The following is a 15,660-nucleotide window of genomic DNA, read 5'->3' on the forward strand; positions in this document are numbered from 1 at the left end:
GGCGGCAGATGGAATGCGGCACGCCGCAACAGGAAGTCAGGAATGAAATATGAGCAAATTGTTTGACCTGAGCGGCAAGGTCGCAATCGTGACGGGATCGTCGCGCGGCATTGGCCGCGCCATCGCTGAGGCACTGGCCGACGCGGGCGCTCGCGTTGTCATTTCCAGCCGCAAACAGGCTTCCTGCGACGAGGTTGCGGCTGCCATCAACGCGCGTTCCGGCGAAGGCCGCGCAATCGCCATCGAAGCCAGCATTTCGAACAAGGCGGCGCTTGAGGCGCTGGTCAAGAACGCCCAGGAGAGTCTCGGCCCGATCGATATTCTGATCTGCAACGCGGCGTCCAACCCCTATTACGGCTCCACTCTGGGTATCAACGACGACCAGTTCCGCAAAATTCTGGAAAACAACATCCTGTCGAACCACTGGCTGGCGCAGATGGTCGCGCCGTCCATGATCGAGCGCAAATCGGGATCGATCGTCATCGTTTCGTCGATCGGCGCCTATATCGGTTCGGACACCATCGGCACCTATCATCTGTCGAAAGCGGCGGATCTGGCAATGGTCCGCAATCTGGCCGTCGAATTTGGACCCCATAAGGTGCGGGTCAACGCCATCTCGCCTGGCGTGACACGGACCGATTTCGCCAAGGCGCTATGGGAAGATCCCGCAAAGGAGAAGGCGTTCAGCCAGCAAATCCCGCTGCGCCGTATCGGGGAGCCGGGAGAAATGGCGGGAGCCGCCCTTTTCCTTGCATCCGACGCCTCTTCCTATGTGACAGGTCAGGCCATCGTCGTGGACGGCGGCATGACCATCGCCCCGGTGGCGTGAATACAGGATCAAAATCATGGCGCGCTTCACGAATAAAGTTGTGGCGGTTACTGGCGCGGCCTCAGGCATCGGCGCCGCGACAACGCGTCTGTTTGCAAATGAAGGCGCGCAGGTGATCGCGTTCGATACAAGCCCGGCATTGGCGGACAGCTTTGCTGGGGATGACGCCATCATCACGATGCAGGGCGACGCTGGACGCGAGGAGGATGTGCTGGCGATGTATTCGCTGGCGACAAGCCGCTTCGGCGGCGTCGACATCGTCTGCGCGAACGCGGGCGTGACGGGCGGCGAAGCCGGATTGTTAGACCAGAGTGTCGAAAGCTGGGAACAGGTGTTGCGCATCAACCTGATCGGTCCGTTTCTGGCCGTCCGACTTGGCGCCAGGACCATGTTGGATACCGGCAGGATCGGCTCCATAGTCTGCACCGCTTCGGTCGCGGCGCTGCGCGCGGGGGCGGGCGGTCCGGCCTATTCGGCGTCGAAGGCGGGCGTCATGAACCTCGTGCAGATCGCGGCGCAGCAGCTTGCCGGATCGGGCATTCGCGTCAACGCGGTCTGCCCCGGCCTCATCGAAAGCGGCATGACCAAAGACCTGTATGACAAAGCGCGCGCCAAGGGCCGGGAGGGGTCGATCGGCAAGCTCAACCCGCTCCGGCGCGGCGGACATCCGGCCGAAATCGCTCAGGCTATCGCCTTTCTCGCATCGGACGATGCCAGCTACGTCAACGGGCACGCCCTGGTCGTGGATGCAGGGCTTTCGACTTCTCACCCCTTCGCCCGACCCAGCGCTCTGGGCGAGACCATTTTTTGAGAGAGATATTATGATCGAGACTCATCGCCACGGCACTGTTCTGGAAATCAAGATCGGCAATCCGCCTGTCAATGCGCTGTCCGAGGATGTCCGGCGCGGAGTCTATCAGGCGGTGCAGGCCGCCCAGACCGACGATGGCGTTTCCGCCGTGGTGATCCACGGGGCAGGGCGGATGTTCAGCGCGGGCGCCGACATCACCGAGTTCGGCAAGCCGCTCGCTGAGCCGGGACTTGCGGTGGTGATCGACGCGATCGAAGCCAGTGCCAAGCCTGTCGTCGCAGCCATCCATGGTTCCGCGCTGGGCGGCGGGCTGGAGGTCGCGCTGGGCGCGCACTATCGCGTGGCGACCGCGAGCGCGAAGCTGGGGCTGCCCGAAGTCGCGCTGGGTCTGTTGCCCGGTGCCGGCGGCACCCAGCGCCTTCCCCGCCTCGTCGGCATCTCTGCGGCGCTTGACATGATCGTTTCGGGCAGCCCCATTTCAGGGACCAAGGCGCTGGAAATCGGTCTGCTGGACAAGATCGCGCCGGAGGCAAGCCTGGTGGAAGACGCCATCGCTTACGCCGCGACGCTCGACCGGCCGCGTCCCACCGGCGAGCGTGCCGTCTCCTTCGAGGGGGGCGAGTTCGACCGGTTCGCGGAACAGAATGCGCGCAAGATCAAGGGTCTCGACGCGCCTCAGGCCTGTATCGAGGCCGTCCGGGCGGCGACCACCTTGTCGCTTGCCGAGGGGCAGGAGAAGGAGCGGAGCCTTTTTCATCGGTTGATGGACGGCGCGCAATCGAAGGCGTTGCGCCATGCGTTCTTTGCCGAGCGCGCCGCCGCCAAGATCGACGGCCAGCCCAAGGATGTGCCGTTGCGGTCCATCGCAAAGGTCGGTGTGATCGGCGCAGGTACGATGGGCGGCGGAATTTCCATGAATTTCCTGTCCGCCGGCATGCCGGTCACGATCGTAGAGATGGCCCAGGAAGCGCTCGACCGCGGCACAAGCCTGATGCGCAAAAATTATGAGGCCACCGCAGCCAAGGGGCGCATGACCAGCGCGCAGGTCGAGGGCGCGCTGGCGCTGCTTACGCCCACGCTGGATTTCAACGCCCTTTCGGACTGCGATCTCATTATCGAGGCCGTTTACGAGAATATGGACGTGAAGAAGGAGATTTTCGCACGGCTCGACGGCATCGCAAAGCCGGGCGCGATCCTCGCCTCCAACACATCCTATCTCTCGGTCGACGAGATCGCGCAGGCGACGAAACGGCCGCAGGACGTTGTCGGCCTGCATTTCTTCTCGCCTGCCAATATCATGAAGCTGGTCGAGGTGGTGCGCGGCGACAAGACTGCGCCGGACGTGCTGGCCACGGGCATGGCGATCGCGCGCAAGATCGGGAAGGTGCCGGTGGTATCGGGCGTGTGCTTCGGCTTCATCGGCAACCGGATGCTGGACCCTCGGCTGGAGGGTGCGATGGAGATGCTCCTGGAAGGCGCGACGCCCGATCAGATCGACCGTGTCTCGGTCGCCTTCGGCATGCCGATGGGGCCGTTACAGATGATCGACCTCGCCGGCGTCGACATCGGCTGGCATCGCGACCCCACCCGTATCGAAAGCTTGCGCGACGCGCTCAATGCCGTGGGCCGCTGGGGGCAGAAGGCCGGTGGCGGCTTCTACGACTATGACGAGAAGCGCCGTCATCTTCCCTCCCCGGTCGCGAGCGGGATCATCGACGCGTTCCGGGCGAAGGCCGGCGTGACGCCGCGCGCCATTTCCGACGAGGAAATCATGGTTCGCACCATGCACGTCATGGTCAATGAAGGAGCCAAGATTCTGAGCGAGGGCATCGCCCAGCGTGCATCGGACATCGATGTCGTCTGGATCTACGGTTATGGCTGGCCGCGACATACCGGCGGACCGATGTTCTGGGCGGAGCAGGTCGGCCTCGCCACCGTCGTTGCCGACCTTGAGCGCTATGCGGATCGGCTGGGCGACGACTTCTCGCTGTCACCGCTTCTGGTCGATGCTGCGCGCAGTGGCCGGTCGCTCGACGAAGCGAACGCCGGATGAGCGACATGCTGGTGCGCTTGCAGGCCGATACCGGGGTCACGCACCATTCGGATTGGCTGACGGTTGATCAGGCGATGATCGACCGCTTCGCCGATGCGACGATGGACTGGCAGCATATCCATGTCGATCCGGAGCGGGCGCGCGAGACCCGTTTCGGGGGCACCATTGCGCACGGCTTTCTGGTCCTGTCGTTGCTTTCCTATCTTGAGGAAAAGACCACGGCGGCGCGATTGCCGGACATCAAGGTCGGCGTGAATTACGGCTTTGACCGCGTGCGGTTCGTGTCGCCGGTAAAGGCCGGCAGCCGCATCCGTTCGGCTTCGACGCTCAGGAGCGTGAAAGAGAAGAACCCCGGCCACTTCGAGCAGACGCAGCACATCTGCGTGGAAGTCGAGGGGCAGGAAAAGCCCGCTGTCGTGGCGACGTGGGTAACCCAGTTTTTTGTGTGACCATAAGGGTCTGCCTAGGAGATTTATAATGCAGGACGCCGTTATCGTGTCAGCCGCGCGGACTCCCATCGGGCGCGCCTATCGCGGTGCGTTCAACGCGACACCGTCGCCGACCCTTGCCGCTCATGCGATCCGGGCGGCGGTGTCCCGCGCCGGCATAGATCCGGCCGAAATCGACGATGTGCTGCTGGGCGCATCGTTGCAGCAGGGTTATCAGTCCACCATCGGCCGAACCGCCGCGATGCGTGCCGGACTGCCCGTCACCGTCGCGGGCATGTCGCTCGACCGGCAATGCGCTTCCGGTCTCATGACAATCGCCACAGCGGCCAAGCAGATCATGGTCGACCGGATGAAGGTGATCGTGGCGGGCGGCGTCGAATCCATTTCGCTGGTTCAGACCGAGGCGCTCAGGATCGATGAGGATCCCGAACTGGTGGCGATGGTGCCCGATATGTTCATGCCCATGTTGCAAACCGCCGAAACCGTCGCGCGGCGTTATGGCATCGGGCGCGAGCGGCAGGACGCCTATGCGCTGCGGTCGCAGCAGCGCACGGCGGCCGCGCAGCAGAATGGCGCGTTCGATGACGAGATCGTGCCCGTCGAAGCGACCATGACGGTGCGCGACAAGGCCACCGGCGCGGTGTCGTCCCAGCTCGTCTCGCTGACCAAGGATGAGGGCGCACGGCCCGAAACCACCGCCGAAGGACTGGCCGCGCTCAAGACCGTGGTCGAAGGCGGCACGATAACGGCGGGCAATGCGAGCCAGTTGTCCGACGGTGCGGCGGCTGTCGTCATCATGGATGCCGGTCTGGCCGCCGAACGCGGGCTGCGTCCTCTGGGCCGTTATGTCGGCATGGCGGTTGCGGGCACGGAACCTGACGAAATGGGCATCGGCCCGGTGTTCGCCATTCCCAAGCTGCTCCAGCGCTTCGGCCTCACCATGGACGACATCGGCCTTTGGGAACTCAACGAAGCCTTTGCCGTCCAGGTGATCTATTGCCAGGACAGGCTGGGCATCCCGGAAGACCGGCTGAACGTGAACGGGGGGGCGATTTCCATCGGCCATCCCTATGGCATGTCGGGCGCGCGTCTGGTTGCGCACGCTCTGATCGAAGGGCGTCGGCGCGGGGCGCGCTATGTCGTGGTGACGATGTGCGTCGGGGGCGGCATGGGCGCTGCCGGCCTGTTCGAGGTTCTGTGATGAAAGCCTTGCTTTCCATCGAACCGGGCGGCCCGGAATCCCTGAGGCTGTCCGATATTCCGGTGCCGGACCCCGGTCCTGGCCAGTTGCGCGTGCGCGTGCTGGCTTGCGGCATCAACTACCCCGACGTTCTGGTCATCGAGGACAAATATCAGTTCAAGCCGCCACGGCCTTTCGCGCCGGGTGTCGAGGTTTCGGGCATCGTGGATGCGGTGGGCGAGGGCGTGACGGGCTGGCGACAGGGCGACAGTCTGATCGCGACCCTGGCTCAATCGAGCGGCGGCCTCGCCGAATATGCCGTGTTCGATGCGGCTGACGCGTTCAAGATTCCCGAAGGGCAAGATCCCGTCGCGGCTGCCGGGCTTTTGCTCACCTATGCCACCACGATCCATGCGCTCACCGATCGGGGAAATCTGACGGCGGGTGAGACGCTTCTGGTGCTGGGGGCAGCGGGCGGCGTGGGGCTGGCGGCCATCGAAATTGGCAAGGTCATGGGCGCGCGCGTCGTCGCTGCCGTATCCAGCGAGGAAAAGGCGAAGGTGGTCCTTGCCGCCGGGGCCGACGACGTTATGGTCTATGGCCGCGCGCCGTTCGACAAGGAGCAGGCGCGCGCTCTGGGGCTGGCGTTCAAGGAACGGGTGGGACCGGAGGGCGCGCATGTCATCTACGATCCCGTGGGTGGCGACTATGCCGAGCCGGCCCTCCGCTGCATTGCCTGGGAAGGCCGCTATCTGGTCGTCGGTTTTCCGGCCGGGATACCGAAGATACCGCTCAACCTGCCGCTCCTCAAATCCTGCGATATTCGCGGCATCTTCTGGGGCGGCTTCGCCAAGCGCGCGCCAGACCATAACCGGCGCAATATCCTGCAATTGATCGACTGGTGGACGGCGGGCCGCATCGCGCCCAAGATCGATCAGATTTTTCCTCTCGCCCGAGGCGGCGAGGCCATTGCCCGGCTCGCAAGCCGGTCGGCGGTCGGGAAAGTCATCGTCACGATGGACGCATGATGGACGGCGGAACCGCCCTGGGCATGTCCGCGCCCCGAGCGATCGGGGTTCTGCCGGTGATGTCCATCGTCCTGACAGGGCTGGCAAGCGCCGCCATCATCGTTGCGATGCCGGGGCTGCTCGCCGGCATGTCCTCGAATATCGGCCTGACCGACAGCGAGATCGCGCTCATCACCTCTTCGGAGATGGGCGGGACGACGGTAACGACCCTTTTCGTGGCAGCATGGCTGAGCAGGCTCGACCGGCGCAAGGCGGCCCTTGTCGGGCTGGTTCTGATCATATGGGCAAATCTGCTTTCCGCTTATGCCACGACCTTCCTGACGCTCATCGTCGCCCGCTTCATCGCGGGTCTGGCGGCTGGCGCGCTTCAGGGATTATTGTCCGCCAGCATCGCGGTCACTCCGATACCAGATCGTATCTTTGCGATCTATCTCACCGCAAATCTGGCCGCGACGACCGTCATGCTGGCCCTACTGAGCCGGCTTAGTGCCATAGGGCATCCGCAATGGCTTTTCATGTCGGTCGTCACTCTGGCGACGCTCGCCATTCTGTTGCTTCGCTGGCTGCCCACAGGCGTCGCGGATCTTCAACCCAAGGCGGAGAAGATTACGAAGCCCGGCCATGGATATGGCCTGTCCGCGCTGCTCGGGACTTTCATTCTGCTGGTCGGCGTCGGTCTTACATGGCCGCTGGTGGGCGTGCTGGGGCTGGATCGCGACATGTCGGGCGAAGCGGTTGCCAGCGCCCTGTCCCTAGCAACCATAGGTGGCATCGCTGCGAGCCTTCTGGTGTCCGCCGTAGGGGACAGGGCGGGGCGGCGGCTGCCCATATCGGCTGGCGCGGCGGGCCTGTGCATCGCCGTGTTGATCTTTGTGTTCGACAGCGGCCGGACGAGTTTCGCGGCGGCGGCCTTTGTCTTCATGTTCTGCTGGGTGCTGATCCTGCCCTATTGCGCCGGGCTGGTCGCCACGCTCGATCCCAGCGGACGCCTCTCGGTCCTGTGGGTCACGATGCAGTTTGCCGGCCTCGCCACTGGGCCGATCATCGCCGCCGGCCTGTTGCTGTCATCCGCCGATCTGCCCTTCTACGGCTCGTTCATATGCTTTGGCATTGCCGCTGCCTTGACCCTCTATGCCGAGCGCGGATCGCGGTCGGCCCCTGAAATTCTGGAGAATCCCGTTTCATGACAACCAAATCCCGTGCATGGACGCTCGTGAGGAGGGCCGAAGGCCTCCCCAGCAGCGATCTGTTCGAATTGCGCGACTTTGACGATGCGCCGCTTGCCGAAGGCGAGCTTCGGGTGCGGAACGACTGGCTCACGGTCGGGCCGGCCATGCGGGTGCGGATGTCGGCAGAGACGCGCGGCTATCTTGCGCCCTATGTTCTGGGCGATCCCATTCCGGGCTGGGCCGTGGGCGAAGTGATCGCGTCACGCTCCGCCGGTTTCAAACCCGGCGACCGGGTTCTTCACCAGTTCGGCATGCGCGATTACGGGCAGGGGCCAGCATCGAGCTTCGAAAAGCTGCCCTCGTCCGGCGCGCTCGAACATTATCTGAACGCTATGGGCTCTACCGGCTTTGTCGCCTATTTCGGCCTGTTCGAAATTGCGAAGGCCAAAGCCGGGGAGACGCTGTTCGTGTCGGCCGCGGCGGGTGCGGTCGGCAGCACTGCGGTGCAGATCGGCAAGGCCATCGGCCTGAAGGTCGTCGGCTCCGCTGGAGGTAGCGCCAAGGGTGAGCGGTTGAAAGAGATCGGCGCCGACGCGGTGATCGATTACAAATCCCCCGGTTCGCTGGAGGAAAAGCTGGCGGCGGCGGCTCCGCAGGGCATCGACATCTACCTCGACAATGTGGGGGGCGAGCATCTCGACGCCGCGCTCGCCAGCGCGAACCCGAATGCGCGGTTTGCGATCAGCGGAATGATCGGCAGCTATAATCAGGAGCGCGCCTCCGAAACGATGCACAACCTCAACCGCATCGTGACGCAGCGTATCCATATCCAGGGCTATCTGCCCTATTCCGACCGCGCCGACCTGCTGGATGCTTTTCGCGAGCAGATGTCCGCATGGATCGCGGACGGAACCGTTGGTCCATGGCAGGAAATCCGTGACGGGCTGGAGAGTGTTCCGCAAGCCATTCAGGATCTTTTCGCCGGTGGTTTCGCGGGCAAGCCCCTCATTCGCCTCAACATCGAGGACGCGCGCCCTTGACCGGCGCGGTTCATTCGCCCTCCGCAGGCAGCGGAGGCAGCCATCGAAAGGACGACTTCATGATAGCTCCCCTTATCTCGCTTTCCGGGCGCGTTGCTCTTGTGACCGGCGCCGGCCAGGGTCTGGGTCGTGCACACGCCCTCGCGCTGGCCCGGCATGGCGCCATGGTCGCGGTGAATGACCTGTCCCAAAAGGATGCCGAGGCGGTCGCGCAGGAAATCGTCGCCGCGGGCGGACAGGCCATCGCCTGTTCGGCCAACGTCGCCGATCCCGGCAGCGTAACCGGGATGGTCGATGAGATTGTGGCGCGATGGGGACAAGTCGACATCCTCGTCAACAATGCCGGCATCTTGCGCGATCGCACCTTCGCAAAGTCGACCATCGAAGATTTCCGGGCCGTGATCGACGTGAACCTGATGGGATCGGTCCATTGCACGCACGCCGTCTGGAACCTGATGCGCGAACAGGGATATGGCCGGGTGGTCTTCACCACCTCATCGTCGGGACTATACGGGAATTTCGGCCAGGCGAATTACAGCGCGGCCAAGATGGCGCTGGTCGGCCTGATGCAGACGCTCGCGATCGAGGGGGAGCGCTACGGCATCCACGTCAATTGCCTTGCGCCCAGCGCGGCGACGGGCATGACCAGCGGCCTCTACGACAGCGGCGACCTTGCGCGTCTGGGCAGCGATATGGTCGCTCCCGCCATCGTCGCCCTATGCGCCGAAGAAGCGCCGACCCGTGCCATCATGCTCGCTGGCGCGGGCCGGTTCGCACGGGCGCATGTGACGATGACCAGAGGCGCCTATCTGATCGAGGAAGAAGATATGGCGGCGGCTATCCTGTCGCAGATGGACAGGATCGGCGACCGTGCGGGCGAGCATGTGCCGGCGTCCGGCCCGGAACAGCACCGCATGGAAGTTGCCGGGCTGCAAGAGATCGTCCGGTAACGCCGCTACCGAATATGAGGGGATATGGCGAAGGCTTTTTGAGACCCTACAGGGTTCTCGATCTGTGCGATCACCGCGGGCTGCTGGCCGGCCATATGCTGGCGCAGATGGGCGCGGACGTCGTGCAGGTGGAACCCGAACGGGGGAATCCTGCCCGGCAGCTTGCGCCGTTCGCACCGGATTGGCCCGACGGGGATCAATCCCTGTTCTGGGCCACTTACGCCGCAGGCAAGCGGTCCATCGTCGTGGATCCCGGTCGGGAAGAGGCGCTATGGGAGCGTTTGCTGCAATCGGCCGATCTGCTGATCGAATCCCGCACGCCCGCGCAAGGGCGGCCGTCCTGGCTTGATCCGCGCATGTTGGCCGAACGCCATCCGCACCTTATCCATGTTTCGATCACGCCGTTCGGACTGGAAGGCTCCAAACACGACTGGCCGGACAGTGAGATCACCTTGTGGGCAGCGGGCGGCCACCTCTGGCTGACGCGCGGCCATGACGACCGCCCATTGCGGATCAGCGTGCCGCAAGCCTATCTGCATGCCGGAGCGACGGCCGCCAGCGCGGCACTGATCGCGCTGGCCGACCGCACGCGCACGGGCCTGGGCCAGCATGTCGATCTGGCGGTCGTGCAGACCCTGCCCCAGTGCACGCTCGGAGCCGTCCTTGCCGAAGGAGTAGCGCATGCGGATTTCGTCCCGCGCAGGAAGGCGGGGGACGACCATGTGGTGGACCTGAGCGGGAGCGGGTCCATCACGCGCAAGTCCAAATGGACAGTGTCGGACGGTCTGGCGGAGATGCATCTGGGCATCGGGCTAGCCGCCGGTCCCGCATCCAACAAGCTCATGACATGGATGCGCGATGAGGGCTGGTTCCACCCGACATTCAGCAACTGGGACTGGAGCACGCTTCACGAGAAGATCCTTGCCGGGGACGTCAGCGAGGCCGATCTCGACACGGTTCGGGCCTGGGTGCAATCCTTTCTCGCCACGCGGCACAAGGACGAACTGGTCGGGGTCGCGATCCGGCGCGGCGTCCGCATAGCGCCGATCCTGACGGTTGCCGATCTGGCCGAAAGCCCCCAGTTAGCAGCGCGTGACTTCATCGACACCATAAATGGTCCCTTCGGACCCTACAGGATGCCTGGGGCTTTCGCCCGCGGCTGCCCTGACGGATTTGTGCGGCCCCGTCCTGCTCCCCGGCTGGGCGAACATGACGCCGAAGTCCGGGACGAGTGGTTGGCCGTAAGGCGGTCGCTGCCCGCTCCTGCCGTCGCCCACAACATGAGTGACAGGCCGCTGGAGGGACTGAAAGTGCTCGACCTTGCCTGGGTGGTCGCGGGTCCGTTGATGGGACGCGCCCTGGCGGACTTCGGCGCGGCGGTCGTGCGCGTTGAATCCTCGCGTCGGGTCGAGACCGCGCGCGTCATGGGGCCGTTCCCGCACGGCCAATATGACGTGCAGCAATCCGCGCTGTTCGAGACCTGCAACGCCGGCAAGTTGGGACTGTCGCTCGACCTGTCCAAGGAACCGGCGCGCGACGTCGTTCGCGATCTCGTCCGGTGGGCCGATGTCCTTGTCGAATCCTTCACGCCCGGCCAGATGGCCAAATGGAATCTTTCCTATGAAGAACTGCGTGCCATCAATCCCGAACTGGTGATGGTGAGCACGTCCCTGTCCGGGCAGGATGGTCCCAACGCACGCTATTCGGGATATGGGAACCACGGCGCGGCCCTTTCCGGGTTTCAATATATCGTTGGTGGACCGGATGGGCGTCTAGTCGGTCCTTATGGACCCTATACAGACTTTGTGGCGCCGCGCTTTGGCCTGGCGGCGCTGCTCGCCGCGCTGGATTACCGGCGGCGGAAAGGCAAGGGGTGCCATCTCGACATATCCCAGGTCGAGGCGGGCGTGCAGTTTCTGGCGCCGCAAATCGCGGCCTGTTTGGTGACAGGCGAGATACAGGGGGCGGTGGGCAATCGCGACGCGCTGATGGCGCCCCATGGCGTATTCCGGGCGGCTGGCGAGGATCAATGGATCGCCATCGCTGTCGAGAATGACGGGCAGTGGCGCGATCTGGCCCTGCTGATGGGCGGCGCAAGTCTGGAACGGGACGAGCGCTTCGCCACCGCGCAAATGCGCCGGGCGCATGCCGACGAACTGGAGGCAATCGTCGAGGACTGGACGGCAGCGCGGGATGTGCAATGGCTGGAGCAAAGCTTGCGCCGGTGCGGCATTCCTGCTCATCGCGTCCAGTCCATCTACGGCATGGGCGCCGATCCACAAATGCGCGAGCGGGAACATCTGGTTCGGGTCGACCATCCCCTTTCCGGCACGGCGATGATCGAGGCAGCGCCATTCCGCCTGTCGCGCACGCCTGCGCGCTATGAGCTTTGTGCGCCGCCCTATGGCCGGGACAATGATCGCGTGCTGCGTGGGATTCTGGGTTACGGCCAGGACCGTCTCGACGCCTTGGCGACGGCGGACGCCTTGGCCTGATCGACGGTTAAAGCGCCATTCTGCAGCATGAGGGAAGGGCTGTGATCGAACTATATCATTGCGATGGCGCACGATCGTTTCGCGCGCTCTGGATGCTGGAAGAATTGGGCGCGGAATACAGGTTGCACATGCTGCCGTTTCCGCCCCGTTTTCGCGCGCCCGACTATCTGGAAATCAATCCGCTGGGCACGATTCCTTTTATGATCGTGGATGGAGCAGCAATGAGCGAATCCTCTGCCATCGTGCAATATCTGGCGGACACTCATCCCGGCGCGGGGCTGTCCGTTGCCCCGTCCGATCGCGCCTATCCCGATTATCTCAACTTTCTGCACATGGGGGAAGCGACGCTCACTTTCCCGCAGACGCTGTATTTTCGCTACGCCATGCTGGAACCGCAGGAGCGCCGCAACCCGCAAGTGGCGGAGGATTATCGACGCTGGTTCCTCAAGCGTCTGGACGTGGCGATGGGCATGATGAGCGGGCGGGATTATGCGTGCGGCGATCATTTCACGGCAGCCGACATATCGGTCGGCTATGCCATCAAATTCGCAGAGGCATTGGGTCTGGGCGATGATCTCGCTCCGGCGGCGACCGAATATTTCCGCAGGCTCGAAGCACGCCCGGCCTATCGGCGGGCCATGGCGGTCGAGCGAGACAATGCCATTGAATAACCGGAGGATGGGCCTCGTGCGCCCTCGCGCTCATGCGATTCTGCCCAAATTGCGACCAGGCCGTTGCGCGATAGGGTCATGGCGGTGGGGTGCACGCCCTATTATCACACGTCACGAGGTTTCAGGAAATCCCCATGCAGACACGCATTACTCAATTATTCGGAATTCGGTATCCCATCGTTCAGGGCGGCATGCATTTTGTCGGCAAGGCCGAATTGGCGGCGGCTGTTTCGCAAGCTGGCGGCCTTGGCATATTGACAGCGCTGACGCAGCGGACGCCTGCCGATCTGGCGGCGGAAATCGACCGATGCCGCGCGATGACCGACAAGCCGTTCGGGGTCAATCTGACTTTCTTGCCGGTGGTGAACGCGCCCGACTATCCGGGCTATGTAAAGGTCATCTGCGAGAAGGGCATCCCCGTCGTGGAAACCGCGGGGAATAATCCCGTGGAGCATCTGCCGACGCTCAAGGCGGCGGGCGTCAAGGTCATCCATAAATGCACCTCGATCCGCCATGCGCTGAAGGCGCAGGACATCGGATGCGACGCCGTCAGCGTCGATGGTTTCGAATGCGGCGGCCATCCCGGCGAGGATGACGTTCCGGGCCTGATCTTGCTGCCGCTGGCGGCAAAAGCGCTTTCTGTGCCCTTCATCGCGTCAGGCGGAATGGCGGACGGCAAGTCCCTCGTCGCCGCGCTCGCGCTGGGCGCGGATGGCATGAATTTGGGCACACGCTTCGTGGCGACGCAGGAGGCGCCGGTGCATGATCGCGTCAAGCAGGCGATCGTGCAGGCTGGCGAGCGGGACACGCGCCTTATCATGCGCCCGCTCAGGAACACTGAACGCGTGCTGCGCAACCCGGCCGTGGATCAGATCGTCGACAAGGAACGGGCGCTGGGCGACCGCATCCGGTTCGAGGACATTGCCGAGCAAGTGGCGGGTGTCTACTACCGGATCATGGTCGATGGCGATGTCGATGCCGGAGCCTGGAGTTGCGGCATGGTCGCCGGACTGATCGACGACATCCCGACCGTCAAGCAACTTATCGACCGCATCGTCGCGGAAGCGAAGTCCATCACCAAAGAGCGGCTGGCGGCGGTCTTCTGATCGGCATCATGAGCGCCCCCGGCAGGGGCGCTCAAACAGGCGCGCGGTTCAGCTTGCCGCCGGGATGATGGGCAGCAAGACGCGGGAGGGATGCGCTTCATCATGAAGCACCTGCTGATGCGCAACCTTGGCGTCGGCCAACGTGCCGCCCCATTCATCCCAGATGTTGAGATTTCTCGCCCAGCGCGGGAAGCAACTGCTGGTGACATCAAGCTGCAATCGATGGCCCGCCTTGAACAGGTTGCTCGTCGGCAAAAGTTCGATGCGCAGCAAATAGGGCTTGCCGGGTTCCAGCGGCGCTGCCTGATGGGTTAGGTCGTCGGGATTGTCGCGGTAGCGGGCGCGAATGATGCCATCAGTGATGAGGCGTGCCGTGCCATCCGGATGAACATCGACCAGCCGGGCCACGAAATCGGTGTCGACCATATCGGTCGTCACCCACAGTTCGACAATCGGCGTCCCCGTAACTTCGAGATCCTGTTCTAGAATGTCGGATTTATAGACCAATATGTCATCGCGTTTCTCGATCACATTCTGGTCGCTGCCGCCTGGGACGCAGCTTACGCCGAACACGGCGCCACCGCGCGTGGGCACAGGATTAGCGGGATCGTAGACGAAGGCGTCGGGCGGGCCGCCGCCGTCCTGCCGCAGCGACAGGACGCCGTCCCCCTGACCGCTATTGGCCTTGCCGCCGCTCGATAAATAACAGGGCGTTACAATGGTCCGCGCGATCGGCCATTCCTGTTCGTCACGCCACCTGTTCGCGCCCATGACCCAGATCTTGATGGGCGCTTCTGCGTTATCCGCGTCGTCCAGCTCGGAAAAATAGCGGGCGGCAAGGCCCATATGGCCAAAGGGGTTGAGCGCCTGGATAGCGGCGGAACCGGGCGAAATCTGTTCGCCCGTCATCTTGCTCTGCGGATGATGCGCCCAGGGGCCGACGATCAACCGGCTTTTCTGTCGCGCGGCTTCGCTGCCGCCTCTCGCACGCATGCCGACGAACTGGTCGATCGAGCCTCGGATGAATATGTCATACCAGCCCGCGACGATCAGCGCGGGCACGGTGATGTTCTCATACTCGTTCGCCCGCGTGCTGGCCTTCATGGAAGGATCATCGGCGCGTTTCTCCAGCAGATCAAAAAGCTGAGCGCCCTGCACACTGCTCGCTGCCGGTTCGAAGCGACCGAGGGGGAGATGGTCGTAACCGCCGTCGCGCGCCAGTGTTTCGAGGGCGCCCCCTGCGCGTCCGACCGCCGCGCCCTTGGCTTCGGGGGAATCCCAGTCGCGGCGCATGAGCGCTTCCACGCCGATCATGGTCCACCAATAGCCATTGAGTTCAAGTTCGAAGACGCCGCCGCAATAGATGAACGAGCGGTTGAACCAGCCCACCGGAACGATGGGATTGATAGCCTGGAGGGAGAATGGCTGCTCCGCCGCTGCCGCCCATTGCACGAACCCCAAATAGGAAGGGCCGCTCATATAGACCTTGCCGTTGGAATAGGGGAGGGCGGCGGCCCATTCGACCGCCTCCGCGCCGTCCTGTCCTTCGTCTACCCATGGCTGGAAATCGGCCTTGCCGTCCGACGTTCCGCGTCCCCGCACATCCTGGATGATGGTGACATATCCATGCCGGGCACCGTGCGTCAGGTCGGTCGTGAACCCCGGCGCTACCGCTTTGCCATAGGGCGTGCGTGCGAGAATGACCGGCCATCGCCCTTCTCCCGCCGGCCGCGCCACATCGGCCCGGAGCACCGTCCCGTCGCTCAGGGCGCACGGAACGTCATAGTGGATCACCACGTCCTTCGGAGCGGCATCTTGATCAAAGGACGACATAGTCACGCAAACTCCAGAAACTGCTTGGTCACACCAGCGCCTCCAA

The 15,660-nt window shown here is 63.8% G+C and carries 13 protein-coding genes; 12 read left to right on the forward strand and 1 reads right to left on the reverse strand.

The genetic code is table 11. From position 1 onward, the window contains the following. Positions 1-49 precede the first annotated feature (49 nt). From VVT58_RS18790 to VVT58_RS18845, 12 genes are all read left to right on the forward strand, one after another. A complete protein-coding gene (locus VVT58_RS18790) occupies positions 50-829 on the forward strand; it encodes an SDR family oxidoreductase (RefSeq protein WP_327754498.1) in 780 nt (259 codons plus the stop codon). Positions 830-842: 13 nt separating this feature from the next. Further along, a complete protein-coding gene (locus VVT58_RS18795; RefSeq protein WP_352000146.1) occupies positions 843-1,640 on the forward strand; it encodes an SDR family NAD(P)-dependent oxidoreductase in 798 nt (265 codons plus the stop codon). A 10-nt stretch (positions 1,641-1,650) separates the two neighbouring features. Then, entirely contained in the window at positions 1,651-3,693 is a 2,043-nt protein-coding gene (locus tag VVT58_RS18800) for a 3-hydroxyacyl-CoA dehydrogenase NAD-binding domain-containing protein (protein WP_327754496.1), read from the forward strand. Next, on the forward strand, positions 3,690-4,142 hold the full coding sequence (locus tag VVT58_RS18805) for a MaoC family dehydratase (RefSeq protein ID WP_066563484.1): 453 nt from the start codon (positions 3,690-3,692) through the stop codon (positions 4,140-4,142). The genes VVT58_RS18800 and VVT58_RS18805 overlap by 4 nt, the downstream gene beginning before the upstream one ends. A 28-nt stretch (positions 4,143-4,170) precedes the next feature. Then, positions 4,171-5,343, forward strand: coding sequence for an acetyl-CoA C-acyltransferase (locus VVT58_RS18810; RefSeq protein ID WP_327754495.1), 1,173 nt, complete (start codon positions 4,171-4,173; stop codon positions 5,341-5,343). Further along, the gene (locus VVT58_RS18815) at positions 5,343-6,350 is read left to right on the forward strand and encodes an NADPH:quinone oxidoreductase family protein (protein WP_066563480.1); all 1,008 of its coding nucleotides are present in this window, start codon (positions 5,343-5,345) and stop codon (positions 6,348-6,350) included. The genes VVT58_RS18810 and VVT58_RS18815 overlap by 1 nt, the downstream gene beginning before the upstream one ends. Beyond that, entirely contained in the window at positions 6,347-7,537 is a 1,191-nt protein-coding gene (locus VVT58_RS18820) for an MFS transporter (protein ID WP_327754494.1), read from the forward strand. The genes VVT58_RS18815 and VVT58_RS18820 overlap by 4 nt, the downstream gene beginning before the upstream one ends. Next, on the forward strand, positions 7,534-8,559 hold the full coding sequence (locus VVT58_RS18825; protein WP_327754493.1) for an NADP-dependent oxidoreductase: 1,026 nt from the start codon (positions 7,534-7,536) through the stop codon (positions 8,557-8,559). Before VVT58_RS18820 ends, VVT58_RS18825 begins: the two co-directional genes overlap by 4 nt. 59 nt (positions 8,560-8,618) lie before the next feature. Continuing rightward, complete coding sequence (locus VVT58_RS18830; RefSeq protein ID WP_327754492.1) at positions 8,619-9,509, forward strand: SDR family NAD(P)-dependent oxidoreductase; 891 nt, start codon at positions 8,619-8,621, stop codon at positions 9,507-9,509. Between the two features lie 38 nt (positions 9,510-9,547). Continuing rightward, positions 9,548-12,004 carry a CoA transferase gene (locus tag VVT58_RS18835; RefSeq protein ID WP_327754491.1) on the forward strand — a complete coding sequence of 819 codons (2,457 nt, stop codon included), beginning with the start codon at positions 9,548-9,550 and terminating at the stop codon, positions 12,002-12,004. 41 nt (positions 12,005-12,045) lie between these two features. Beyond that, positions 12,046-12,675 (forward strand): glutathione S-transferase family protein, encoded by a 630-nt coding sequence (locus VVT58_RS18840; RefSeq protein WP_327754490.1) that lies wholly within the window; start codon positions 12,046-12,048, stop codon positions 12,673-12,675. Between the two features lie 134 nt (positions 12,676-12,809). Then, positions 12,810-13,781: a nitronate monooxygenase family protein gene (locus VVT58_RS18845; RefSeq protein ID WP_066563473.1), complete on the forward strand. Its 972-nt coding sequence runs from the start codon at positions 12,810-12,812 to the stop codon at positions 13,779-13,781. 48 nt (positions 13,782-13,829) lie between these two features. On the opposite strand, the gene VVT58_RS18850 is transcribed toward VVT58_RS18845, so the two are convergent. Further along, a complete protein-coding gene (locus tag VVT58_RS18850) occupies positions 13,830-15,614 on the reverse strand; it encodes a CocE/NonD family hydrolase (RefSeq protein WP_327754489.1) in 1,785 nt (594 codons plus the stop codon). Between the last annotated feature and the right edge of the window lie 46 nt (positions 15,615-15,660).

The organism is Sphingobium sp. SJ10-10 (genome assembly GCF_036038995.2).
Classification (GTDB): domain Bacteria; phylum Pseudomonadota; class Alphaproteobacteria; order Sphingomonadales; family Sphingomonadaceae; genus Sphingobium.